This is a genomic window from Neobacillus endophyticus (assembly GCF_013248975.1).
Classification (GTDB): Bacteria; Bacillota; Bacilli; order Bacillales; family Cytobacillaceae; genus Neobacillus; species Neobacillus endophyticus.
Genome location: NZ_JABRWH010000001.1, coordinates 3,554,305 through 3,575,655 on the forward strand (window position 1 = coordinate 3,554,305; position 21,351 = coordinate 3,575,655).

General features: G+C 40.8%; 21 protein-coding genes and 2 riboswitches. Of the genes, 18 read left to right on the forward strand and 3 right to left on the reverse strand.

Going from position 1 to position 21,351, the window contains the following annotated elements; translation table 11 throughout:
- Window positions 1–2: 2 nt before the first annotated feature.
- The gene (locus HPT25_RS17590) at window positions 3–1,499 is read right to left on the reverse strand and encodes a sensor histidine kinase (RefSeq protein ID WP_173066993.1); all 1,497 of its coding nucleotides are present in this window, start codon (window positions 1,497–1,499) and stop codon (window positions 3–5) included.
- Window positions 1,496–2,182 (reverse strand): response regulator transcription factor, encoded by a 687-nt coding sequence (locus tag HPT25_RS17595; protein ID WP_173066996.1) that lies wholly within the window; start codon window positions 2,180–2,182, stop codon window positions 1,496–1,498. The genes HPT25_RS17590 and HPT25_RS17595 overlap by 4 nt, the downstream gene beginning before the upstream one ends.
- Before the next feature lie 312 nt (window positions 2,183–2,494).
- Between HPT25_RS17595 and HPT25_RS17600 the strand changes: the two genes are divergently transcribed.
- On the forward strand, window positions 2,495–3,244 hold the full coding sequence (locus HPT25_RS17600; protein WP_173066999.1) for a sugar phosphate nucleotidyltransferase: 750 nt from the start codon (window positions 2,495–2,497) through the stop codon (window positions 3,242–3,244).
- Between the two features lie 666 nt (window positions 3,245–3,910).
- Window positions 3,911–4,309, forward strand: coding sequence for a hypothetical protein (locus HPT25_RS17605; protein WP_173067002.1), 399 nt, complete (start codon window positions 3,911–3,913; stop codon window positions 4,307–4,309).
- 41 nt (window positions 4,310–4,350) lie between these two features.
- On the opposite strand, the gene HPT25_RS17610 is transcribed toward HPT25_RS17605, so the two are convergent.
- A complete protein-coding gene (locus HPT25_RS17610; RefSeq protein WP_173067005.1) occupies window positions 4,351–4,545 on the reverse strand; it encodes a ferredoxin in 195 nt (64 codons plus the stop codon).
- A 203-nt stretch (window positions 4,546–4,748) separates the two neighbouring features.
- Window positions 4,749–4,940, forward strand: a riboswitch (cobalamin riboswitch).
- Between the two features lie 174 nt (window positions 4,941–5,114).
- A riboswitch (cobalamin riboswitch) is annotated at window positions 5,115–5,298 on the forward strand.
- Between the two features lie 413 nt (window positions 5,299–5,711).
- Here HPT25_RS17610 and HPT25_RS17615 point away from each other — a divergent pair.
- The 16 genes from HPT25_RS17615 to HPT25_RS17690 all read left to right on the forward strand — a co-directional run bounded on the left by HPT25_RS17615 (window position 5,712) and on the right by HPT25_RS17690 (window position 21,286).
- Window positions 5,712–6,095, forward strand: coding sequence for a (2Fe-2S) ferredoxin domain-containing protein (locus HPT25_RS17615; RefSeq protein ID WP_173067008.1), 384 nt, complete (start codon window positions 5,712–5,714; stop codon window positions 6,093–6,095).
- 63 nt (window positions 6,096–6,158) lie between these two features.
- A complete protein-coding gene (cobJ, locus tag HPT25_RS17620) occupies window positions 6,159–7,775 on the forward strand; it encodes a precorrin-3B C(17)-methyltransferase (protein WP_173067011.1) in 1,617 nt (538 codons plus the stop codon).
- Between the two features lie 41 nt (window positions 7,776–7,816).
- On the forward strand, window positions 7,817–8,737 hold the full coding sequence (locus HPT25_RS17625; protein ID WP_217269746.1) for a sirohydrochlorin chelatase: 921 nt from the start codon (window positions 7,817–7,819) through the stop codon (window positions 8,735–8,737).
- On the forward strand, window positions 8,734–9,516 hold the full coding sequence (gene cobK / locus HPT25_RS17630; protein WP_173067017.1) for a precorrin-6A reductase: 783 nt from the start codon (window positions 8,734–8,736) through the stop codon (window positions 9,514–9,516). The genes HPT25_RS17625 and cobK overlap by 4 nt, the downstream gene beginning before the upstream one ends.
- An 18-nt stretch (window positions 9,517–9,534) precedes the next feature.
- Window positions 9,535–10,182: a precorrin-8X methylmutase gene (locus tag HPT25_RS17635; protein WP_173067020.1), complete on the forward strand. Its 648-nt coding sequence runs from the start codon at window positions 9,535–9,537 to the stop codon at window positions 10,180–10,182.
- Window positions 10,183–10,185: 3 nt separating this feature from the next.
- Complete coding sequence (locus HPT25_RS17640; RefSeq protein ID WP_173067022.1) at window positions 10,186–11,289, forward strand: cobalt-precorrin-5B (C(1))-methyltransferase; 1,104 nt, start codon at window positions 10,186–10,188, stop codon at window positions 11,287–11,289.
- Window positions 11,276–12,481: a precorrin-6y C5,15-methyltransferase (decarboxylating) subunit CbiE gene (gene cbiE / locus HPT25_RS17645; protein WP_173067025.1), complete on the forward strand. Its 1,206-nt coding sequence runs from the start codon at window positions 11,276–11,278 to the stop codon at window positions 12,479–12,481. Before HPT25_RS17640 ends, cbiE begins: the two co-directional genes overlap by 14 nt.
- 3 nt (window positions 12,482–12,484) lie before the next feature.
- The gene (gene cobI, locus HPT25_RS17650; RefSeq protein ID WP_173067027.1) at window positions 12,485–13,186 is read left to right on the forward strand and encodes a precorrin-2 C(20)-methyltransferase; all 702 of its coding nucleotides are present in this window, start codon (window positions 12,485–12,487) and stop codon (window positions 13,184–13,186) included.
- Window positions 13,183–13,956 carry a precorrin-4 C(11)-methyltransferase gene (gene cobM / locus HPT25_RS17655; protein ID WP_173067030.1) on the forward strand — a complete coding sequence of 258 codons (774 nt, stop codon included), beginning with the start codon at window positions 13,183–13,185 and terminating at the stop codon, window positions 13,954–13,956. Before cobI ends, cobM begins: the two co-directional genes overlap by 4 nt.
- Window positions 13,956–15,077: a cobalt-precorrin 5A hydrolase gene (locus tag HPT25_RS17660; protein WP_173067033.1), complete on the forward strand. Its 1,122-nt coding sequence runs from the start codon at window positions 13,956–13,958 to the stop codon at window positions 15,075–15,077. The genes cobM and HPT25_RS17660 overlap by 1 nt, the downstream gene beginning before the upstream one ends.
- Window positions 15,078–15,100: 23 nt before the next feature.
- Window positions 15,101–16,471: a cobyrinic acid a,c-diamide synthase CobB gene (locus HPT25_RS17665; protein WP_173067036.1), complete on the forward strand. Its 1,371-nt coding sequence runs from the start codon at window positions 15,101–15,103 to the stop codon at window positions 16,469–16,471.
- Window positions 16,464–17,981 (forward strand): cobyric acid synthase, encoded by a 1,518-nt coding sequence (locus HPT25_RS17670; protein WP_173067039.1) that lies wholly within the window; start codon window positions 16,464–16,466, stop codon window positions 17,979–17,981. Before HPT25_RS17665 ends, HPT25_RS17670 begins: the two co-directional genes overlap by 8 nt.
- Entirely contained in the window at window positions 17,978–19,033 is a 1,056-nt protein-coding gene (gene cobT / locus HPT25_RS17675) for a nicotinate-nucleotide--dimethylbenzimidazole phosphoribosyltransferase (protein ID WP_173067043.1), read from the forward strand. The genes HPT25_RS17670 and cobT overlap by 4 nt, the downstream gene beginning before the upstream one ends.
- Window positions 19,033–19,575, forward strand: a complete 543-nt coding sequence (cobO, locus tag HPT25_RS17680) for a cob(I)yrinic acid a,c-diamide adenosyltransferase (RefSeq protein ID WP_246277216.1) — start codon at window positions 19,033–19,035, stop codon at window positions 19,573–19,575. Before cobT ends, cobO begins: the two co-directional genes overlap by 1 nt.
- Window positions 19,575–20,678: a threonine-phosphate decarboxylase CobD gene (gene cobD / locus HPT25_RS17685; RefSeq protein ID WP_173067049.1), complete on the forward strand. Its 1,104-nt coding sequence runs from the start codon at window positions 19,575–19,577 to the stop codon at window positions 20,676–20,678. The genes cobO and cobD overlap by 1 nt, the downstream gene beginning before the upstream one ends.
- Window positions 20,675–21,286 carry a histidine phosphatase family protein gene (locus HPT25_RS17690; RefSeq protein WP_173067052.1) on the forward strand — a complete coding sequence of 204 codons (612 nt, stop codon included), beginning with the start codon at window positions 20,675–20,677 and terminating at the stop codon, window positions 21,284–21,286. Before cobD ends, HPT25_RS17690 begins: the two co-directional genes overlap by 4 nt.
- Window positions 21,287–21,351: the final 65 nt, after the last annotated feature.

The window sequence follows — 21,351 nt, forward strand, 5'->3', positions numbered from 1 at the left end:
ATTTATCCTAGTGGCAGGTAAACACGGAAAGTTGCCCCTTTTCCAAGTTGGCTATCCACTTCAATTTTTCCTTTATGGGCTTCCACAATGGACTTAGTAATGGCCAAGCCAAGTCCCGCACCTCCATAAAGCCTTGTACGTGATGCATCTGCACGATAAAATCGATCGAAAATGTGGGGAAGACTTTCCTTACCAATTCCGGGCCCATTATCTTGTATAGATAATACGGCTTTTTGCTCCATTTTAGAAAGCGAGATTTTAATTTCTCCAGTATTTGAATCCGTATGCTGAACGGCATTATTAAACAAATTTAAGATAACTTGTTTGATCTTGTTTGTTTCATATAAACCAACCATAGGTTCCAAAAGTTCAAATTGGATAGTCCGATTCCCCGCTAAGACACTTAATTGCGGTTCCATTTCCTTTAATAATGAGGAAAGATTGGTTTCAGAAAGCTGTAACGCCGGTGCTTGATCCAGCTTAGTCAGAAACAATAAGTCTTCCACTAATTTAATAATTCGTTTTGTCTCACCATGCATGCTATTTAAAGCTTTGTACAATTGCTCAGGACGATTGGCAGCCCCTCTTAATAACACTTCAACGAATCCATTAATAGAGGTAAGCGGCGTTCTTAGTTCATGAGAGGCATCAGCAATGAAGCGTCTCATTTGCTCTTTTGTTTCTCTTTCATCCTCAAAGGATTTCTCCAATCGCTCTAGCATCGCATTAAACGAGCGGGATAAGTGGTCGATTTCTTCTTGGCCTTGTCCTTCCGGCAGCCGATCCGCTAAATTACCGGCATTTGTCTTTTTAACCGCACTGACAATTTTGGATAATGGTACGAGTGTCTTTTTTAATACTCGCAAATAGATCATGAGTCCAGCTGCCAATGCAACCACTGAAAGAATGATAAACGTTAATAATTGCCTTAGAAGAATATTCTGGAGTGAAGCTGTATTTGTTCCTAATTGAAGGAAGCTGGGAGACTGTTTCAGAATTTCATCAGGCTTTCCTCCTCCGGTAGGCTTAAAAACAATTAATTGCTCTACTCCTTTTGAATTTTTCACGATTTGATACGGAACTTTTTGATGCTTAGAAAAATCTTCAGAAATGCTTTTATATTCATTTTTCGAGAGTTTAGGGGCCTTCATGCTGGTGCTGCCCAATAGATCTGTGTAGTTTCCGTCCTTGTCAACAAGTGCAAGGGACATATCTTGTAAAAAGAAGAAATGATTTTCAGTCGGTTGATTATCGTCTGTATGGATATCCGGTTTGCGGTTGAAATAGCCAGAATCCGTATTTAACGCGATATCTCTCGGTAAAGACATCAGCTTAGCATTCAGTGTTTCTGCTTCATTTTGGTAAAGGAAACCCTTCATTACCCAATATTGGACTAACCCAATTACAAGAAGGATAAAGGCCAAAATGAATAATGTTCTTGTTAAAAGCTGATATCGAAGAGAGCGGGGAAATAATAATTTTTTAAACGGTTTTATCATGGGAAATCGACCCGGTAACCAGACCCACGAATGGTACGAATCACTTGGTGTTCCTTATCCTGCAGTTTATCGCGCAATGAGCGAATATACACTTCCACGATATTTTCTTCCCCTTGGAAATCGTACCCCCATACTCGATCTAAAATCATTCCTTTGCTTAATACGATTCCGTTGTTCATCACTAAAAACTTAAGTAGTTCATACTCTGTTGGCGATAGTTCCAACACTCTGCCGTTATAGACAAATTCTCTTCTGCGGTCATCCAGTTTAAAAGGGCCGTACGTAACCTCGTTAAACAGATTGGGGAATTGGTTTCTCAAGCGAGCATGGATTCTTGCAAGCAATTCCTCAAAACTAAACGGCTTTACCACATAATCATCAGCACCGATCGTTAATCCTTTAACACGGTCTTCTACTTCATCTTTTGCTGTCAGCATAATAATGGAGGTTTGTGCACCGCTTTTTTTTATCATCCGGCATACCTCAAATCCATCCATTCCGGGCATCATCACATCTAATATAGCAATGTGGGGCTGAAACTCCTGGGCCAAATTAATGCCTGTCATCCCATCTAATGCTGTTTTTACTTCAAATCCTTCATTGGATAACCCAAATTCTAAAAATTGCAATATATGCGGTTCATCATCAACTAATAAAATTTTAATTCCTTCGATTGAATTCATGTTCCAAACCTCCATTGTCTTGTAGAAATAGTATCTATTATAAAGCTGAAAATTAGCTGAATGGAATCTGAATAAGCACTGAAATGTTGATTATCTCCCATTTCAATTTATGTGTTTTCAACTAGTTTCGATTTTCAGGAAACATTCAGCTTGCATTCAAGGCTAATTCAGGTTTGAGGTGCACAATACAGACAGTACTAATTCTATATAAGAGCAAAGAAAAAAGGAATACTTAATCCTCAGCAGTAAGCTCTTCCCGAACTGTTCCAAACCGCTTTTCCATAAATTCATTTGAAAAGGAGAATGATTCTATTGGAAATTAAGAAGGCCATTATACCTGTAGACGTAACCATCACCCCTATTCCTCAATCTACTATTCTAAAGACCGATGAAATGAGGTCTGTTATGGATCAGCATACCATTCAACCTATCATTGAAGAGGCAATCAGATCCGGAATAGAAAGTATTTTGATCGTAATAGGAGGAGAAGGAATTTCAACCGAAACAGAAGGAGAACCATTAAACAAGGAACATATCCAGCTTCAAAAGGAAATTCAATCGCTAAACAACAACACAAAGATTCACTATGTTCATCATAATAAATCGGCGGGATTAAGCAATGCCATCCTAAGTGCTGAGACGTTTATAGAAGATGAGCCATTTGCGGTTTTAGAAAGTGTTGATATTTTCATTTCAGAAACACCTGCTTTAGAGCAATTAATACAAGTTTTTCATGATTTTGAAACGCAGCTTATTGGTGTCAAACAAGTAGGTGAAATGGAAGTAAATAAATATGGCATTATTGACTCATCAGGTAAATCTGATGATATCTATTTAGTAACGGATTTAATAGATAGGCCTGCGATCCACCACGCCCCCTCAAATATCGCTGTCATGGGAAGATATATTCTCAAGCCATCTATTTTTCCTGTGTTAAGAAGATTGGAAAAAGAGGACCAGAATGATGACCAATGGACAGAGGCATTATATAAAATTAGTAGACAAGAAGAACTACTGGCACTTGAGCTTGAGGGGAATCACTTGGGCATAGAAGCAATTTAATCATAAAATGTTGAAATTAAGCCGGGCGAAAGCTCGGTTATTTGTTCGCCGATATGAAAGTGTAACTTTCTTATTAGGCATAAGGGCAACTACGACTTAGTCTTCGCCCTGCCTGAGTCACTAGTCGGCGAGTTTTCTATATTTTCAAATCACACTATTTAACTAAATAAAAGGATAATACTGGTGAACATTCATAATATTGACATATTACTTCAAGTTTTTTTATTGAAATTTCGACAATTATAGCGCAAGTTTTTCATTATATCATTTTAAGTTGGACTTTATATTAAGAATAGATGTGAAATTTGTAAAATGAGGGGTGAAATCGTCGTTTTTTTGAAATTTTCTAAAAATAAAATGTCTGTTACAATGATTAATACAATCAAAAGTTGCCTTTTACAGGAGGACTTCAAATGGTATTCAAGGTAAGAATCTGGCGAAAATTAACAAGAAATCAAAAAATAAGATTGTTAATGCAAAAAAGCTCTCTTATAAACCCCAGAAAAGTTATTTAATGGCTCCTGAGTTTGGATGAAAGTCTGTTTGGCCTTTTTGTGACAATTGGAAAGAAGAGTTTGGTGCCTGACACCTTGTATGGCAAGTATTGAAACAACGTCCCCAAACATACACTCTCCTTAGAATGTATTTATTTAAGGAGATGAAGAAATGATTTATGAGATGCAAAAAGCGAATATGCTTGCTGAGAATATTAATAGCTTTATTAGATATGTTAATAAAAATTATGTAGACCATAACAGCCTTTATACAAATAGAGATAAATTATATCAAATTAAACTTCTCATTGAAGAGTTTCGGTTTCAAATCATTGCAGATGAACTTTTGAGAATTAATCAGTATTCATGGGATGAAAGGAACACTCATCTCTTAGTCGATCAATTTATAAATGGGCTCCAGACAATTGATGAATATGTAAAACACCATTACCATGACTTATTCCTGCTTTCAGCCAGATTGGAAACGTTAAAGAGTCTCAGTTTAGCATTTAGCAAAAAAGGATCGTTGGATCGACTTGCAACTAAAAAAAGAGGCTGCCCTGATCTGTAGTCGAATGATAGGTGGAGACGCTTCTTTTTTTATGTTTATTTTTATTCACAATTGCAGCTTATCGCCCCAACTGGACAAGTTTCAATGGCATCGACAGCCATATCCTCATATGTACGATCAATATCATCCGTTATTCTTGGTTTTGCATACCCGCCATCATCTTTTTCAAAGACTTCAGGATAATAAAGATAACAACGATGACAAGCAATGCATTTCTCTGATACAAATACCTTCATTTTTCATCCACGCTCTATTCCATTCATATTAATGAAAAGAATTATAGTGTGAAAAGATCTTTTTTCCAAGTAAAATTACTTTTTCCCAGCTATATGCAGAATAGTTCTAAACGATCAATCTTCAATAAGCGCTAAAAAAAACTTGATATATTTTTCTTGTTGGACTAGTATGGAATTTGTCATAACATTAAAAATTAATAGTATTGTTAAACGATCGTAAAGATGCCATTGGCTTAATAGGGAATCTGGTGAAAGACCAGAGCTGTCCCCGCAACTGTAAGTGTGGACGAAATAGGAAAACCACTGTATCTTTTATTTTTATATAGAGTATACGGGAAGGACCTAAAGTAGGAGGAAACACAAGTCAGGAGACCTGTCTTAACGATCAAAGTTTCGATTTCTTCGGGGATTGAGAAGATGAAACGTTTGCGAAAAAAATCAGTGATTCACTACACTTTTCTTTACGCTGACGTTTTATCCGTTCAACCTAAGTTGAACGGATTTTTTGATTCTAAATTATTTTTATTCCTCATAGTTTAATTAGAGGGTACAAGCTTTTATTGAAAATTGAATATCATTAGGAAAGGTGCACATTTAAAGAAATATGTGCTTAAAAGGGAAGTACGGTTAAAATCCGTCACGGTACCCGCCACTGTATAGGGGAGTTCATTGCAAAAGTCACTGAAGTATTCGGGAAGACGCAATGGAACGATGAACCTGAGTCAGGAGACCTGCCTTTAACCTAATAACTTCATAAACCTACGGGATTATAGGTAGAAGTGCCGAATCATACATATCGTTTTTTCATTGTGTGAATTTTCACAGCACCTCTATTGTTTCTCATAGGGTGCTTTTTTTATTTGAAGGTTCTGTTATAGCTGAATGTTGATTTCACTGTGTTTGAAAAATAAACGGTAAATTTCCGTTTAAATTGGGAAATACCCCTATTTCCTTAAAAAATAAAGGAAGTTTTTCCTTTTATATTATCCAAATCTGTGGTTTTTGTCATATTTAGAGCAGTTAATCGGAATCCCTCCGCTTATATCTGCTTCTTAAACTTCTACTCTAGACATTAGCCGGGAATTCTCCGCTTATGAATTCTCGTACCTACACGAAAATCAACAATGAATAATAACAGAGCCTATTTGAAAAAAGGAGCGTGTCATATGACAACCTGGAATTTAAAAGGAACGAAACACCATGTGCTAATTTGTAACGGCAGCAGCTGCATGAGAAAGGGTGGAGAAGAAGCAACTCAAGCCATTCGTCATGAGATTGCTAATTTAGAGTTAGATTCACTCATACATACAACACGAACAAGGTGTAATGGAAGATGCAAGGATGCTCCGGTTGCCATCATTTATCCAGAAGGAACCTGGTATAAGAATGTAACTCCAGAAATAGGCAGTAAGATTGTCCGAGAGCATCTATCAGGCAAGGGACATTTGCAAGAACATATTATTTATCAATATGGCAGTGAAGGGTTCATACAGACAGAAAATACAGATTGTATTGCTGGTGTGTCAAAGTCTGAAAAAAATAGAGTATAGAATTGGATTTCAATGAATTTATAAGTTTGAGAGTCTTGTATTTTTGCAAGGAGGACTAAAAGGATGTTGGGAAAACTGTTAGTAATCGGCTTTGGACCAGGCGATGAAAAACATATCACAGAACGCGCAAGAGAGGCTATTCAAGAAAGCGACATGATCATTGGTTATAAAACCTATGTTGATTTGATCAAGGATCTGATTACAGGAAAGCAAATTATCAGTACTGGAATGACTGAAGAAGTGACCAGGGCTCAGGAGGCAGTAAAACAGGCGGAGCAGGGAAAGAAGGTTGCGGTTATTTCAAGCGGTGACGCCGGTGTATATGGGATGGCAGGCCTTGTATACGAAGTGTTAATTGAAAAAGGGTGGAAAAAAGACGCTGGAGTAGAAGTTGAGGTAATACCTGGAATTTCCGCGATTAACTCCTGTGCAGCCCTATTAGGAGCACCCATTATGCATGATGCCTGCACGATTAGTTTAAGCGACCATTTAACACCATGGGAATTAATCGAAAAAAGAATCGAGGCAGCCGCTCAGGCTGATTTTGTTATAGCCTTTTATAATCCAAAAAGCGGGAGAAGAACAAGGCAAATAATGGAGGCACAAAAAATTCTCTTAAAGCATCGTTCTCCCGACACACCGGTAGGATTGGTGAAGAGTGCGTACCGTGATAGTCAGCATGTGGTCTTAACCAACCTAAAAGAAATGCTTGATCATGAAATTGGAATGTTAACAACCGTTATTATCGGAAATTCTTCTACATTTTTCTATGACAACCTAATGATTACTCCAAGGGGCTATCAACGGAAATATACTCTAACTCAATCGGTTCAGCCATTAAAACCTCATCAGCGCTTACAAAGGGAGGCCGAACCATGGGCATTGGAGCAAGCCGATGCTTTGAAAACGATGAAGAATAAGGAATTTTCAATACCAGTAAAAGAATCGCCAAGAGAATGGGCAGAAGAAGCATTAAACATGATTCTTGGTGAAAGCGAAAGTTTTTCCCAGATGGTTAAACAAGACTATCCATCTATTTTTGAACTGGCAGTTAGCCCTGGTATAGCGAATAAGAAATTCACCTCGAAACAAATGCTGATTCTTTCCGAACTAGTCGGTGAAGATGGGGGAATGGAATACACACCAGATCACTATATAAAGCTGCAAATCTTAACCTCGGAGCCGAATGAAATTGTGGAAAAATTAGTCCAGGCAGACTTTTTAATATCACCGATTGGGGATGTCCTGACAGTAAAAGCCTGCGATTTTTGCGATGGGGAAAAGCGAGACGCCATTCCTTATGCAGAGGAGCTTTATGAAAAGCTTGGTGGAATGGAGCTGCCTAAAGAATTAAAAATAGGGGTAAACGGGTGCGGAATGGCTTGTTATGGAGCAGTAAAAGAGGACATTGGTATTGTATATCGAAAAGGGGCATTTGATTTATTTTTAGGGGCAAAGACAGCTGGTCGGAGTGCACATCCTGGGCAAATGGTTGCGGAGGGAATCTCCCCTGAGAAAATCATCGACGTCGTCGAACAAATTGTCCAGGAATACAAACAGAAGGCCTTTCCAAATGAACGCTTCTACAAATTCTTTAAACGGATCAAACGTATCCAAGGATTTGAGTATCAAGATATGACGCCAACCATAAAAATTGAAGTTCCAGTTTGCGGGGAGTAAGGAAAAAAGGCAAAGATTTTATCCAAAGGGGAGGAATTATGTTGAAAGCAATTTTATTTGTTGGTCATGGAAGTAAAGATCGAGAAGGAAATGATCAAGTCCGTCAGTTCATTGAAACGATCAGAGGGAATTGGGATGATGGCATTCTGGTTCAGACCTGTTTTTTAGAATTTGAAAGACCGACCGTAAATCAAGGAATTGATGTATGCGTTGAAAAAGGAGCCACACATATTTCAGTTATTCCTATTATGCTTCTTCAGGCAGGCCATTCTAAAATCCATATTCCGGCAGCCATAGATGAGGCAAAGGAAAAATATCCGTTCGTTCAGTTTACGTATGGTAGACCAATAGGGGTTCATGAAGAAACATTTGAAATCTTAAAAACTAGATTAATAGAACTAGGCGAGAATCTCGAACAGCCTGAAGCCGATACAGCCATTCTCTTGTTGGGGCGGGGCGGCAGTGATCCGGATGCGAATAGTGATTTATACAAGATTGCCAGATTACTTTGGGAAAAAACAAAATACAAAATCGTCGAACCTGCCTTTATGGGGGTAACAAATCCACTAACAGATGAAGGAATCGAGCGATGCATAAAGCTCGGTGCGAAGAAAGTTGTTATCCTGCCATACTTTTTGTTTACCGGAATTTTGATGAAACGGTTAGAAGAGATGATGGTGACCTTCCAACACAAATACAATTCAGCAGAATTTAAATTGGCGGGTTATTTTGGCTACCACCCCAAACTGCAAACCATTCTTATCGAGCGAGTTGAAGAAGCGCTGGCAGGCGAAGTAAAGATGAACTGTGATACATGTCAATATCGGGTAAATGCGATGGAACATGTTCATCATCACCATCATCATGATCACGACCATGACCATCACCATCACCATCACCACGACCACGGCCACGGCCACAACCATAAACACGAAGAGCAAAGGGCGGGGGAGCGAAGATGATTTTACTATTAGCAGGGACAAGCGACGCGCGTGCACTTGCGATTGAGATCAAAAAAGCAGGCTATAGTCTCCTTGCTACCGTTGTGACAGATAATGCAGCAATGGAATTACAGGGATCCGGTATTGACGTAAAAGCAGGAAGATTAACAGAAGAAGAAATGGCTGGGCTAATCAAAGCTAAAGATGTACAAGTGGTGGTGGATGCCAGCCATCCGTTTGCAGAAGAAGCATCAAAAAATGCTATCAGTGCTGCCAAATCAGCGGATATCCCTTATATCCGCTATGAACGGGAGTCACAAACCTTCCAATACGATAGGATGAAGGTTGTTGAAAGCTATGAGGAGGCAGCTGAAATTGCAGCAGCCAAAAAGGGTGTTGTCATGTTGACAACAGGAAGCAAAACGCTTCAGGTATTTACGAAGAAATTATTAGGAATTCCCGATATCCGATTGCTCTGCCGTATGCTGCCCCGTGTTGATAATATGGAAAAATGCGAACAGCTGGGCTTTCCGCAAAAAAATATTGTAGCCATTCAAGGGCCATTTACAAAGGAGTTTAACGAGGCTCTTTATAAGCAATATGGTGTAACTTTAATGATTACGAAGGAAAGCGGAAAAGTAGGATCGGTGGATGAAAAAGTGGAGGCAGCCATTGAACTTGGGATCGATGTGATTATGATTGGCCGTCCAAAAATGAATTATGGAATGGCTTATACGGATTTTCATAGTGTCATTCAAGAGATTCAAAACTTAATAGATCTGAAAATAGAACAATCTTAATGATAAGGAGTGCTGGAAATGGATTTTCGTACGGAATTTAAACCATTAACGGTTCAACCGCAGCAAATTGAAGGAAGAAGCTTTGAAATGATTAATGAAGAAATTGGTGAGCATTCCTATACAGATGAGCAATATCCGATTGTACAGCGAATCATTCATGCATCTGCAGACTTTGAATTGGGGAAAAGTGTTCTCTTTCATCCCGATGCCATCCAGGCTGGAATTAGAGCCATACGAAGCGGGAAAATGGTGGTGGCAGATGTTCAAATGATTCAAAGCGGAGCCAATAAAGCTCGCATTGAAAAGTATGGAGGCGAGATTAAAGTCTATATTTCTGATCCAGATGTTATACAGGAAGCAAAACGATTAAATACCACAAGGGCCATCATCTCTATGAGAAAGGCAGTAAAAGAGGCGGAAGGCGGAATTTTTGCGATCGGGAATGCTCCAACCGCCTTGCTTGAACTGATCCGCCTTATTAAAGAAGGTGAGGCCAGACCAGGTCTTGTTATTGGGCTGCCAGTAGGTTTTGTCTCAGCCGCTGAATCAAAAGACGAATTAGCCAAGCTCGACATCCCATTTATAACTAACATTGGCAGGAAAGGCGGCAGTACCATTACTGTTGCCGCATTAAACGCGATTTCCATTCTTGCAGAACAGGTATAAACCATGCTGGAAGTACCAAAAGGAAAACTGCGTGAAGGATATACGACTGGATCATGTGCAACAGCGGCAACAAAAGCGGCACTGATAGCATTAATAACAGGGGAATATCAGACGGAATCCACCATTTATTTACCGATTAAGCGATTTGTTACCTTTCACATTGAAAGCTGTGAAATCATGGGGCAAACGGCGATTGCAAGTACCATTAAAGATGGCGGAGATGACCCTGATGCAACGCATGGCGCTGCCATTATTTCCACTGTAACCTGGAAGGACGATGCCGGAATAGATCTTGACGGCGGAGTCGGGGTTGGCCGGGTGACGAAGGAAGGCTTGCCGATTCCTGTCGGGGAGGCAGCCATTAATCCTGTGCCGCGAATGATGATCCATGAGACGGCAGAACAGGTTTTAAAAGAATTTGGTATAAAAAAAGGCATTAAAATTGTCATTTCTGTTCCCGATGGCGAAGAAATTGCAAAAAAAACACTAAATGGGCGCTTAGGTATTCTTGGGGGAATTTCGATACTTGGCACTCGCGGCATCGTTGTGCCCTTTTCTACGGCGGCATATAAAGCCAGTATCCTTCAGGCAATTAGTGTGGCAAGGGCGAGCGGGTGTGAGCATATTGTCATAACCACGGGCGGACGAAGTGAAAAATATGCCATGAAGCAATTCCCTGATCTCCCGGAAGAAGCGTTTATCGAGATGGGTGACTTTATCGGGTTCACTCTTAAACAATGTAAGAAGCAAGGTGCGAAAAGAGTTTCAATGGTTGGAATGATGGGTAAATTCTCAAAGGTCGCGATGGGAATTATGATGGTTCATGCTAATAACTCCTCTATTGATTTTCAATTTTTAGCTGATCTGGCATTTCATGCGGGTGCAGATTCTGAGTTGGTCGAGAAAATTAAACATGCTAATACTGCTTCGCAGGTTGGAGATCTGATGGCAGCAAATGGTTATCATTCTTTTTTTGAAAAGCTAAGCCGTTATTGCTGCATGGAAGCAATGAAGGAAGTGGACGGCGGTATTGATGTTGATACCAGTTTATATACGTTAAAAGGGGAATTTTTAGGAAAGGCGATGCTTAAAGATGGCTCATATTAAAATGATCGGGATCGGGGATGAAGGGAAAGTTAGCTTACTTCCCATCTATGAAAAGTGGATATATGAAAGTGAAATCTTAATAGGAGGAAAGCGGCAGCTTTCATTCTTCCCTGATTATCATGGTGAAACATTAGCAATTGAGAGCGGCTTATCTTCGCTAGTGGAACGCCTATGCTCGGAAACAAGAAAGGTGGTCATTTTGGCTTCTGGTGATCCTTTGTTTTTTGGAATTGGAAGCTACTTAGCTTCTAAAATCCAGTTGGAAATCTATCCTTATGTAAGTTCCGTTCAGCTTGCCTTTGCTAGAATGAAAGAAAGATGGCAGGATGCCTATTTTACAAGTGTGCATGGCAGGAGTATGAAAGGACTCGTGCAACGGATTGATGGAAAAGAGAAAGTGGCTATATTAACAGACAAAGAAAATTCACCGAACAAAATTGCCCAGTATTTACTCTCCTTCGGTATGTCTGAATATCAGGCATATGTAGGCGAGAATCTTGGGAGCAGTAACGAACGATGCCGTTGGTTTAATCTCGAAGAAATGAAGGATACTGAATTTTCACCGCTCAATGTTGTCATTTTAAAGAAAATAGCAGAAGCACCTCATTGGTCTATCGGAATTGAGGATGAGGAGTTTTTTCAGCGGAAGCCGGATAAAGGGTTGTTAACAAAAAAGGAGATTCGCACTTTAAGTCTTAGTGCCCTTCGATTAAAGGAAGAAAGTATTGTTTGGGATATCGGGACATGTACGGGTTCGGTGGCGATTGAAGCTGCGAAAATCGCAAAGGAAGGACAAATTTTTGCTATTGAAAAGAACGAAGGGGATTTAGAAAACTGCAAACAAAATATGGCTAAGTTTCGTGTTGATGCGACGCTGTTCCACGGAAAGGCACCAGAAGGTTTAGAGACGTTCCCAGACCCTGATGCCGTGTTTATCGGGGGAACAGCAGGCGGGATGGGAGACATCTTGGATATTTGCTGCAGCCGTTTACGAGAAGGAGGCCGTATCGTGCTTAATGCTGCGACAATCGAAAATCTGTCAGAAGCGCTGCAGGCCTTTAAAGAACGGGGATATCACACGGAAATTACTCTTGCGCAAATTTCAAGAAGTAAGCCAATCCTGAATCTTACTAGATTGGAAGCTTTGAATCCAGTATACATCATGGAAGCACGCCGTAAGGAAGGAGAGTAATTTATGCTTGGAACATTATACGGTTTAGGGGTTGGACCAGGGGACCCCGAGTTAATCACTGTAAAGGCGTTTCGAAAATTAAAGGAATCGCCTGTCATTGCCTATCCGAAGAAACAAAAAGGAAGCAAAAGCTATGCACACCGCATTATTGACGTCTATTTTCAGCCAAATGAAAAGGAAATGCTTGGCCTAGTTTTCCCAATGACCAAGGATCCGGAAGCATTGGAAATAAAATGGAATGAAACAGTAGAAAATGTGTGGGAGAAGTTAAAGGATGGCAAGGATGTTGCCTTTGTAACAGAAGGAGACCCTCTGTTATACAGTACCTTTATTCATATGATGCGGTTAATGCAAGAGAAACACCCGGATGTACCCATTGAAGTTGTACCAGGTATTTCTTCTTTCAACGGAGCTGCATCAAGGCTTGGAATTCCGCTTGCAGACGGTGATGAGCATGTGGCCATCGTCCCAGCAAGGGATGACTATGAAACAATGAAAAAAGTCATCGAAGACAATGATTGTGTCATTTTTATCAAAGTGGCGAAAGTAATCGATTTAATACTTGAAGTATTACGTGATTTGGATTTGCTTCAAAAGGCCTCTGTCGTTACAAAGGTCACATCAGATGAAGAGATTATTTGGAAGGCCGATGAACTGGATGGAGTGGAGCTGGAATATTTAACATTAATGGTGGTGAGAAAATGACCTTATATATAATCGGTGCAGGTCCAGGAGACCCGGATTTAATCACGGTAAAGGGGCTTAAACATCTTAAAGAAGCAGATGTGGTTCTTTATGCTGATTCTCTTGTGAATGAAGAATTAATCGCTAAAGCAAAGCCGTCTGCAGAAATTTTAAAAACAGCAGGCATGCATTTAGAGGAAATGGTCGATATAATGGCTGACCGAATCAGGAAAGGAAAAAAGGTTGTTCGTATCCATACAGGGGACCCTGCCGTATATGGAGCCATTATGGAGCAAATGGCTCTTTTAAAAAAACAGGAAATTAACGTCGAAATTGTTCCAGGTGTTAGTTCTGTATTTGCAGCGGCAGCAGCGGCACAAGCCGAACTGACCATTCCTGATTTAACGCAAACGGTTATTTTGACAAGGGCGGAAGGAAGAACACCGGTACCTGAATTTGAAAAACTGTCAGATTTAGCAAAACACCATTGCACAATAGCCCTATTCTTAAGTGCGACCTTGACGAAAAAGCTTGTCAAGGAATTGACGGATGCTGGCTGGAGCAAGGATACTCCTGTTGTTGTTGTGTATAAAGCATCGTGGCCAGATCAAAAAATTGTTAGAAGCACATTGGAACGTTTAGATGAAGATATGAGGGCAAACGGAATTCGTAAACAAGCCATGATTCTAGCCGGATGGGCCCTTGATGAAAAGGTTCATGAGCAAAATTATCGTTCAAAACTGTATGATAAAACCTTTACACATGGATTTAGGCGAGGGGTGGAGGCGTGATGATCGTGCTGCACGAAGGTCAAAAGCCTGTTATTCAGCAGAATGGCGATTATGCTGTCGTAGCCATTACTAAGCACGGTGTAGAGCTTGCACGGAAGCTTGGCCATTCCTTTCAAAATGCTGATGTTTTTTATCCAAATAAATTTGAAAAAGGTGACGAACAGGCACACGGAATTCAACTATTTACCGGAAATGTCCGCCTGGCACTTCCCGTTCTATTCAAAACATATAAAGGGTTAATCTTTATTATTTCACTTGGCGCAGTAGTTCGATTGATCGCTCCGCTGCTAAAGGATAAGAAAACAGATCCCGCCGTCCTGGTGATTGATGAAAAAGGAAAGAATGTGATCAGTGTTCTCTCGGGACATATTGGCGGAGCCAATGAATTAACAAAAGAGGTTGCTTCTGCCTTAAATGCCCGTCCCATCATTACAACAGCTGCTGATGTTCAAGAAACAATTGCTGTGGATTTGCTGGGGAAACGGTTTGGCTGGGTTTGGGACTCAGCGGAGAAACTGACACCCGTGAGCGCAGCTGTGGTAAATGAAGAAAAGATCGCGGTCGTACAGGAGTCAGGGGAGAAGGAATGGTGGAATTATGGACGTCCCCTTCCGGAAAATATCCACCTATATTCATCGATTGCAGAAGCATTAATTAATAAATCGAATGCGGCATTAGTGATTACTCATCGAACTCTAACAAAAGAGGAAAATGCCATATTACATAGAGGCGTATTATACAGACCAAAAGTAATCGTTCTTGGTATAGGCTGTAACCGCGGAACATCTTCAGAAGAAATAGAAGCTGTTATTGACGAGACGTTACGGGAGCTGCAATTTTCGAAAAAAAGCGTCAAGGCGATTTGCACGATAGATTTAAAGAAGGATGAAGCCGGATTGCTGGAGGCAGCCGCTAAAAATCGATGGGAATTTATTTGTTATACCCCTGATGAACTAAACTCGGTTAAAATAGAAGAGCCTTCAGAAACAGTTTTGAAATTTACTGGAGCATATGGAGTAAGTGAACCTGCAGCCAAGTTGTATAGTGGTGCAGATAAATTGGAGATTGTGAAGAAGAAATCAGGCAATGTAACGATTTCAGTCGCGATAATTCGGCATTGAAATCGGTAAGAGGGGGAAAGAACATGTCAGATCGCAGACTTGTCATTGCAGGGACAGGCAGTGGAGTAGGCAAAACAACAATTACGATTGGGCTGATGTCTGCTTTAAGGAAAAAAGGATATACAGTTCAAGGCTTTAAGTGCGGCCCGGATTATATTGACCCGACCTACCACACGGCGGTTACCGGAAGGGTTTCAAGAAATATTGACAGTTGGATGCTGGATCATAAAATGGTCCAAGAGATCGTCAACCGTGCCAGCACGGGAGCGGATATTTCGATTATTGAAGGTGTAATGGGATTCTTTGACGGCAAAGATCCAACGAATAATATGGGTTCAACTGCTGAGATTAGTATCATCACGAAAAGCCCTGTTGTTCTTGTTGTTAATTGTGCCAGTATGGCCCGAAGCGCAGCAGCAATTGTCAAGGGATTTCAAGAGTTTCTTAAAGAAACACAAATAGTTGGTGTGATCGCTAATCAAGTGGGAAGTGAAGGGCATTTCAAAATCGTCAAGGTTGCGATTGAACAAGAGTGCGGTATTCCGGTACTTGGCTATTTGAAAAAAGATCAAGTCCTGACCATTCCTGAACGTCATTTAGGATTAATTCCATCTGTCGAACGAGGCGAACTAAATCCGTTTTTTGAGCAGCTTGGTGATACCATCCTGGAAACGGTAGATGTCGATGCTTTATATGGGCTCGCAAAGGCAGCAAAGTTAGAGATCCCTAACTCCCAGTTTGGTTTGAAGGAAAAGAACGCAGTGAAAATAGCTGTTGCAAGAGATGCAGCTTTTAACTTTTATTATCAGGAAAATTTTGAAATGTTAGAAGCTGCAGGGGCAGAATTAATTGAATTTTCACCATTAAAAGGTGAACCATTACCTGATCAAATAGACGGCTTTTATATTGGCGGCGGGTTCCCGGAAGAATTTGCTGAAGAATTGGCAGAAAAAACCGAAGTAAAACGTTCCATCCGGGCTGCGATCGAAAAAGGCCTGCCAACCCTGGCGGAATGCGGCGGTTTTATGTATCTAACTGAATATCTGGAAACAACAGATGAAAAAAGCTATGCAATGGTTGGCATCATTCCTGGAAAAGTGAAAATGCAATCAAGGCTGCAAGCTTTAGGGTATCGTGAAATTAGAGGTGAAGAGGGGAACTTTTTACTGAAGGGTAATCTGATTGCCCGCGGACATGAATTTCATTACTCTACCTTCCATCCGAGAACAGAATTTCAGCATGCCTATCAGACGCAAGGAATGCGGGGATTTAAGGAAGAGGGCTATATGAATGGAAATTTGATCGCTGGTTATACCCATTTTCATTTTGGGTCATGTCCGGAGTTGGTAGAAAATTGGATAGAAAAATGTAAGGAGTTTCAACAAAATGGCTAAGGCGCTTCCGATCATGTTTCAGGGGACAAGTTCAGATGCCGGGAAAAGTGTACTCGTTACAGCGTTTTGCCGTATTTTTACCCAAGATGGATTTAGAACGGCTCCATTTAAATCGCAAAATATGTCCTTAAACTCGTATATCACCATAGATGGAAAAGAAATTGGCCGAGCCCAGGGTGTACAGGCAGAAGCGGCTGGTATTCAGGCCACTACCGATATGAACCCGATTTTAATAAAGCCAAACCGCGATAATGAAGCACAGATTGTCGTACATGGAAAACCATATAAAAATTTGGAAGCTGGTGTATATCGGAAAGAGTTTTTCTTAACAGGTATTGAACTGATCAAGGAATCTCTATCTGTGCTTTCAGAAAGTTACGAACGGCTTGTGATTGAAGGTGCAGGAAGTCCTGCAGAGATTAACCTGAATGATCGGGAATTGGTCAATATGCGGGTCGCAAAATTGGCTGATGCTCCTGTCATTTTGATAGGGGATATTGAAAAAGGCGGCGTGTTTGCCAGTTTAGTAGGCACCCTGCAGTTATTAGAGCCAGAAGACAGGGATCGGGTTATTGGGGTTATTATTAATAAATTCCGGGGTGATCTTTCTCTCTTAGAATCTGGTTTGACATGGTTTGAAGAATACACAGGAAAGCCTGTTCTTGGGGTTATCCCACATCTAGACCATTTAAATATCGATGCAGAGGATTCTGTGATTTTAAATCAATACACCTCTAGCCCCAATATGGAAAGGGAATTAGATATCGCTGTAATTCAATATCCTAGAATCTCTAATTTTACAGATGTGGATCCATTTTTTTCTGAACCTGATTGCCATGTGCGTTTTATAACGAAACCTGAACAGCTTCAACAACCCGATTTAGTCATTCTGCCAGGTAGCAAAAATACGATGGATGATTTCTTGTTTTTAAAAAACAGTGGCCTAGCTCAAAGAATAATAGAATTAAAGCAGAATCATAAGGCTATGATTTTCGGGATTTGCGGTGGGTATCAAATGCTTGGCGAGGAAATTCAGGACCCATTTGGCGTTGAATCCCAGGAACAAAAAGTACAAGGACTCTGTATGCTGCCGATCCAGACCACTATTTCAAAAGAAAAGACCACCGTGCTGTCAAATGGAGTTCTACATCTATTTGGCAAAAGCTTTGCTGTGACAGGTTACGAGATTCATATGGGGGAAACTGTGAAAAAAGAAGAAGGACTGCGCTTCATTGAAACGAAGAATGGAGCAGACGGCTGCATTACAGTGGATGAAAAAGTAATGGGCACCTATTTTCATGGTATTTTTCATAATGATGAATTTCGGAAGGAACTGCTCAATCACCTTCGCAAAACAAAAGGTTTAGCTCCGATTGACAAGCGGATTTCGTTTAATCAGTTACGTGAAGAAGCGTTTAACCGTCTGGCAGACCATGTACGCGCACATGTAAATTTAGATTATATTCACCAAAAAATGATGGAATTTCAAAATGGGAGGATTCCGCGATGAATGGAATAATGGTTGATATTAAGCCTTTAAATAAAGAGATGGGTCAAAAGGTAAAGGCGTATGTTGATAACCTAACCAAGCCTCTAGGCAGTTTAGGAAGATTGGAGGAACTGGCCATTCAGCTGGCAGAAATAACTTCTGAAGACTTTCCGATTGTTACACCTCCTGGCGTGATAGTATTTGCAGCCGATCATGGTGTAGTCGAAGAGGGTGTATCCGCATTTCCACAAGAAGTGACTGTTCAAATGGTCTTGAACTTTCTAAATCGGGGTGCTGCGATCAATGTCTTTAGCAAGCAAATCGGTGCAGCGTTTGAAGTAGTGGATATTGGCGTTGCAGCAGAAATTGCAGCGGAAGGTGCCGTGCATCGCAAGGTTCGATATGGCACAGCTAATTTCTGTAAACAGGATGCCATGACAAGGCAAGATGTTGAAAAGGCAATAGCAGTTGGATATGAGCGAGCCGAAGCGATGATACACCAGGGATGCAAATGCTTAATTCTCGGTGAAATGGGAATTGGCAATACAACTTCCAGCAGTGCGATCCTCGCCGTTTTAAGTGGTCAGGAAGTAAGTTCCCTTGTCGGCCGTGGGACAGGCATTCCTTCAGAACAAATCATCCATAAACAAGAAGTCATTTCCTTGGCTATAAGGGAAAGACAGCCAGATCGAATGGACCCAATCGACATTTTTGCGAAAATCGGCGGGCTGGAAATTGCTGCCATGACGGGAGCCATGTTAGCGGCTGCTGCGAATCGTGTTCCTATTCTTGTTGATGGTTTTATCTGTACCATAGCGGCACTGATGGCAAAGGAAATTTGCCATACAGCGAGTGATTATATGATCGTAGGGCATCGTTCAGTCGAACCTGGGCACTTAATCGCCCTTCAATTATTAGGAAAGAAACCGATTCTTGACTTGGATTTGCGCCTTGGTGAAGGGAGCGGGGCAGCAGTGGCATTTCCGATCTTACAGTCTGCAACATTAATGCTGAAAGAGATGGCCACCTTTGATTCTGCAGGAGTTTCAAAAGAGAAAGAAGGAGACGAATGATGACGAAAGAAAATAGCGGACTCACTCTGGTATACACAGGTGATGGCAAGGGAAAAACAACGGCCGCTCTTGGCCTTGCGATTCGTGCAGCCGGTCGGGGAAAGCGAGTCATTATGATCCAATTTATAAAATCTCCCGAAAGAACGTATGGAGAGAAAATAATTTTTGAGAAATTGGGAATTGAAATCTATCAAATGGGAGCTGGATTTACCTGGACAAAAACCCCAGAAGTACATAGAGAGGCATTAAAATCAGCCTGGGCCTTTACGAAAGATAGAGTGGTTAATGGAGGATATGATGTGGTAATTCTGGATGAACTGAATAATGCTTTGGCAATAGAAAGGTTCCCAATCGCTGATGTCCTGCCATTACAGGAGGTACTAGAATTAATCCAACAGCGGCCAAAGGAAATGCATCTTGTTATTACCGGCCGCTCTGCAAAAGAAGAAATCATGGAATCGGCGGACTTGGTCACAGAGATGAAGGCAGTAAAGCATTATTATGATGAAGGAATACCTGCAGTGAAGGGAATTGAATTTTAATGAGGCTGATTGAAAAATATGGGCATGGCGGTGATTTACTTACCGCTCATCAGGTATTTAATAAAGCTTCCGGCGAATTCCTGGATTTTAGTGCAAATATTAACCCGCTTGGTCCACCTGCAAAAGTATTAGATTTGTTAAAGGAGCGGCTGGAAACCATTGTTCATTATCCAGATCCTGCCCATCGAGTTCTCAAACAAAAGCTGTCTGAGAGGAATAGGGTTTCCGATGATCAGATTTTAATAGGGAATGGAGCCGCAGAGTGTATCTCCTTAATTCTTTTAGGATTACAGCCCAAAACAGTCGGTTTAATCTACCCATGTTTTTCTGAATATGAACAGTTGTCTGTGGCCTTTGGTGCCAAAATCAATTCTTGTTATGGAAAGCTTGAACTTGATTTTAAACCAGACATTTCAGAGTTAAATTTACTGCTTTTAGAATCAGACCTTGTGTTCATCGGCCATCCAAACAATCCGACCGGTGTTCTGTATACAATGGAAGAGCTCGTCCAGATTGCTGAACAGGCAAAAAAAACCAATACATATCTAGTGATAGACGAGGCATTTATTGATTTTCTTCCCAAGCAGCTGCATATTACTCTTCTACAGAAATTGGAACGATATAGGCATGTTCTGATTGTGCGTTCCATGACAAAGATTTATGCGATTCCCGGACTTCGTCTAGGATATGTGCTGGCACATCCCGAGCTTATTGGCAAACTTCAAGCCAAGCAAGTAACGTGGAGCGTCAATCAAATGGCACTCATTGCGGGGGAAGCAGTTCTTAACGAAAGGGAATACGAGGATGAAACCATTGCACTTGTTAAGGAACAAAGAAATTATGTTAAACAGTCAATAGAAGAACAATTGGGATGGATGGTATTCCCTGGACAGGCAAATTTTCTATTAATAAGAATTACGGATGAACTAGCCGCTGCTGAGTTGCAATGGAAGTTGGGAGAAAGAGGGATCTTAATTCGCTCCTGCGCCATGTATCAAGGATTGACAAGCCAGGATTTTCGGATCGCGATTCGAACAAAGAAAGAAAATGACTGTTTACTACAAGCCTTAAAAGAGGTGGCCCATGAGGGGATTCAGCCATGACCATAACAAGATTGATTCTTGTAAGACATGGAGAAACGGACGAGAATTCTTACCACTATTACCTTGGTCATTATGATGCTGAATTAAATGATAAGGGCAGAAAGCAGCTTCGAGTCTTGACTAGTAAGTTGAAAAATAAAGGCGAACAAATTGACGTGATTTATTCCAGTGACTTGTCCAGGGCTAACGAAAGTGCCCGAATGATTGGAGAAGAGTTTCAAGTTAAGCCATTGCCCGTATTTTCCTTAAGGGAATTGAACTTTGGGGATTGGGATTGTAAAACTTATGAGGATATCAAGTTGGATGATCAGAATCAATTGGAGATGTGGGTAAATAATCCTTATAAAACGGCCCCACCAAATGGTGAATCCCTGCTTCAGCTTGGCGAACGGATCGACAATTGGCTCCAACAAATCTGTTCAACCAAAGGACGAAACGAAACCATTCTTATTGTTAGCCACGGCGGCCCCATTCGCTGGATTCTTAGCAAGTGGGTCATGGGTGATTCTAATGAATTTTGGAAGGTGGAAGGAGTAGGCCACGGAAAAGGAATCATTATTGATTTTGATCAACAAACAGGAATATTTACGATAGTAGATCGACTTTAATCAGGGAGAGAAAGGGGGAGACCCATGAACAAAAAGCTCCCACGAATCTTGAACGAACTTTAACT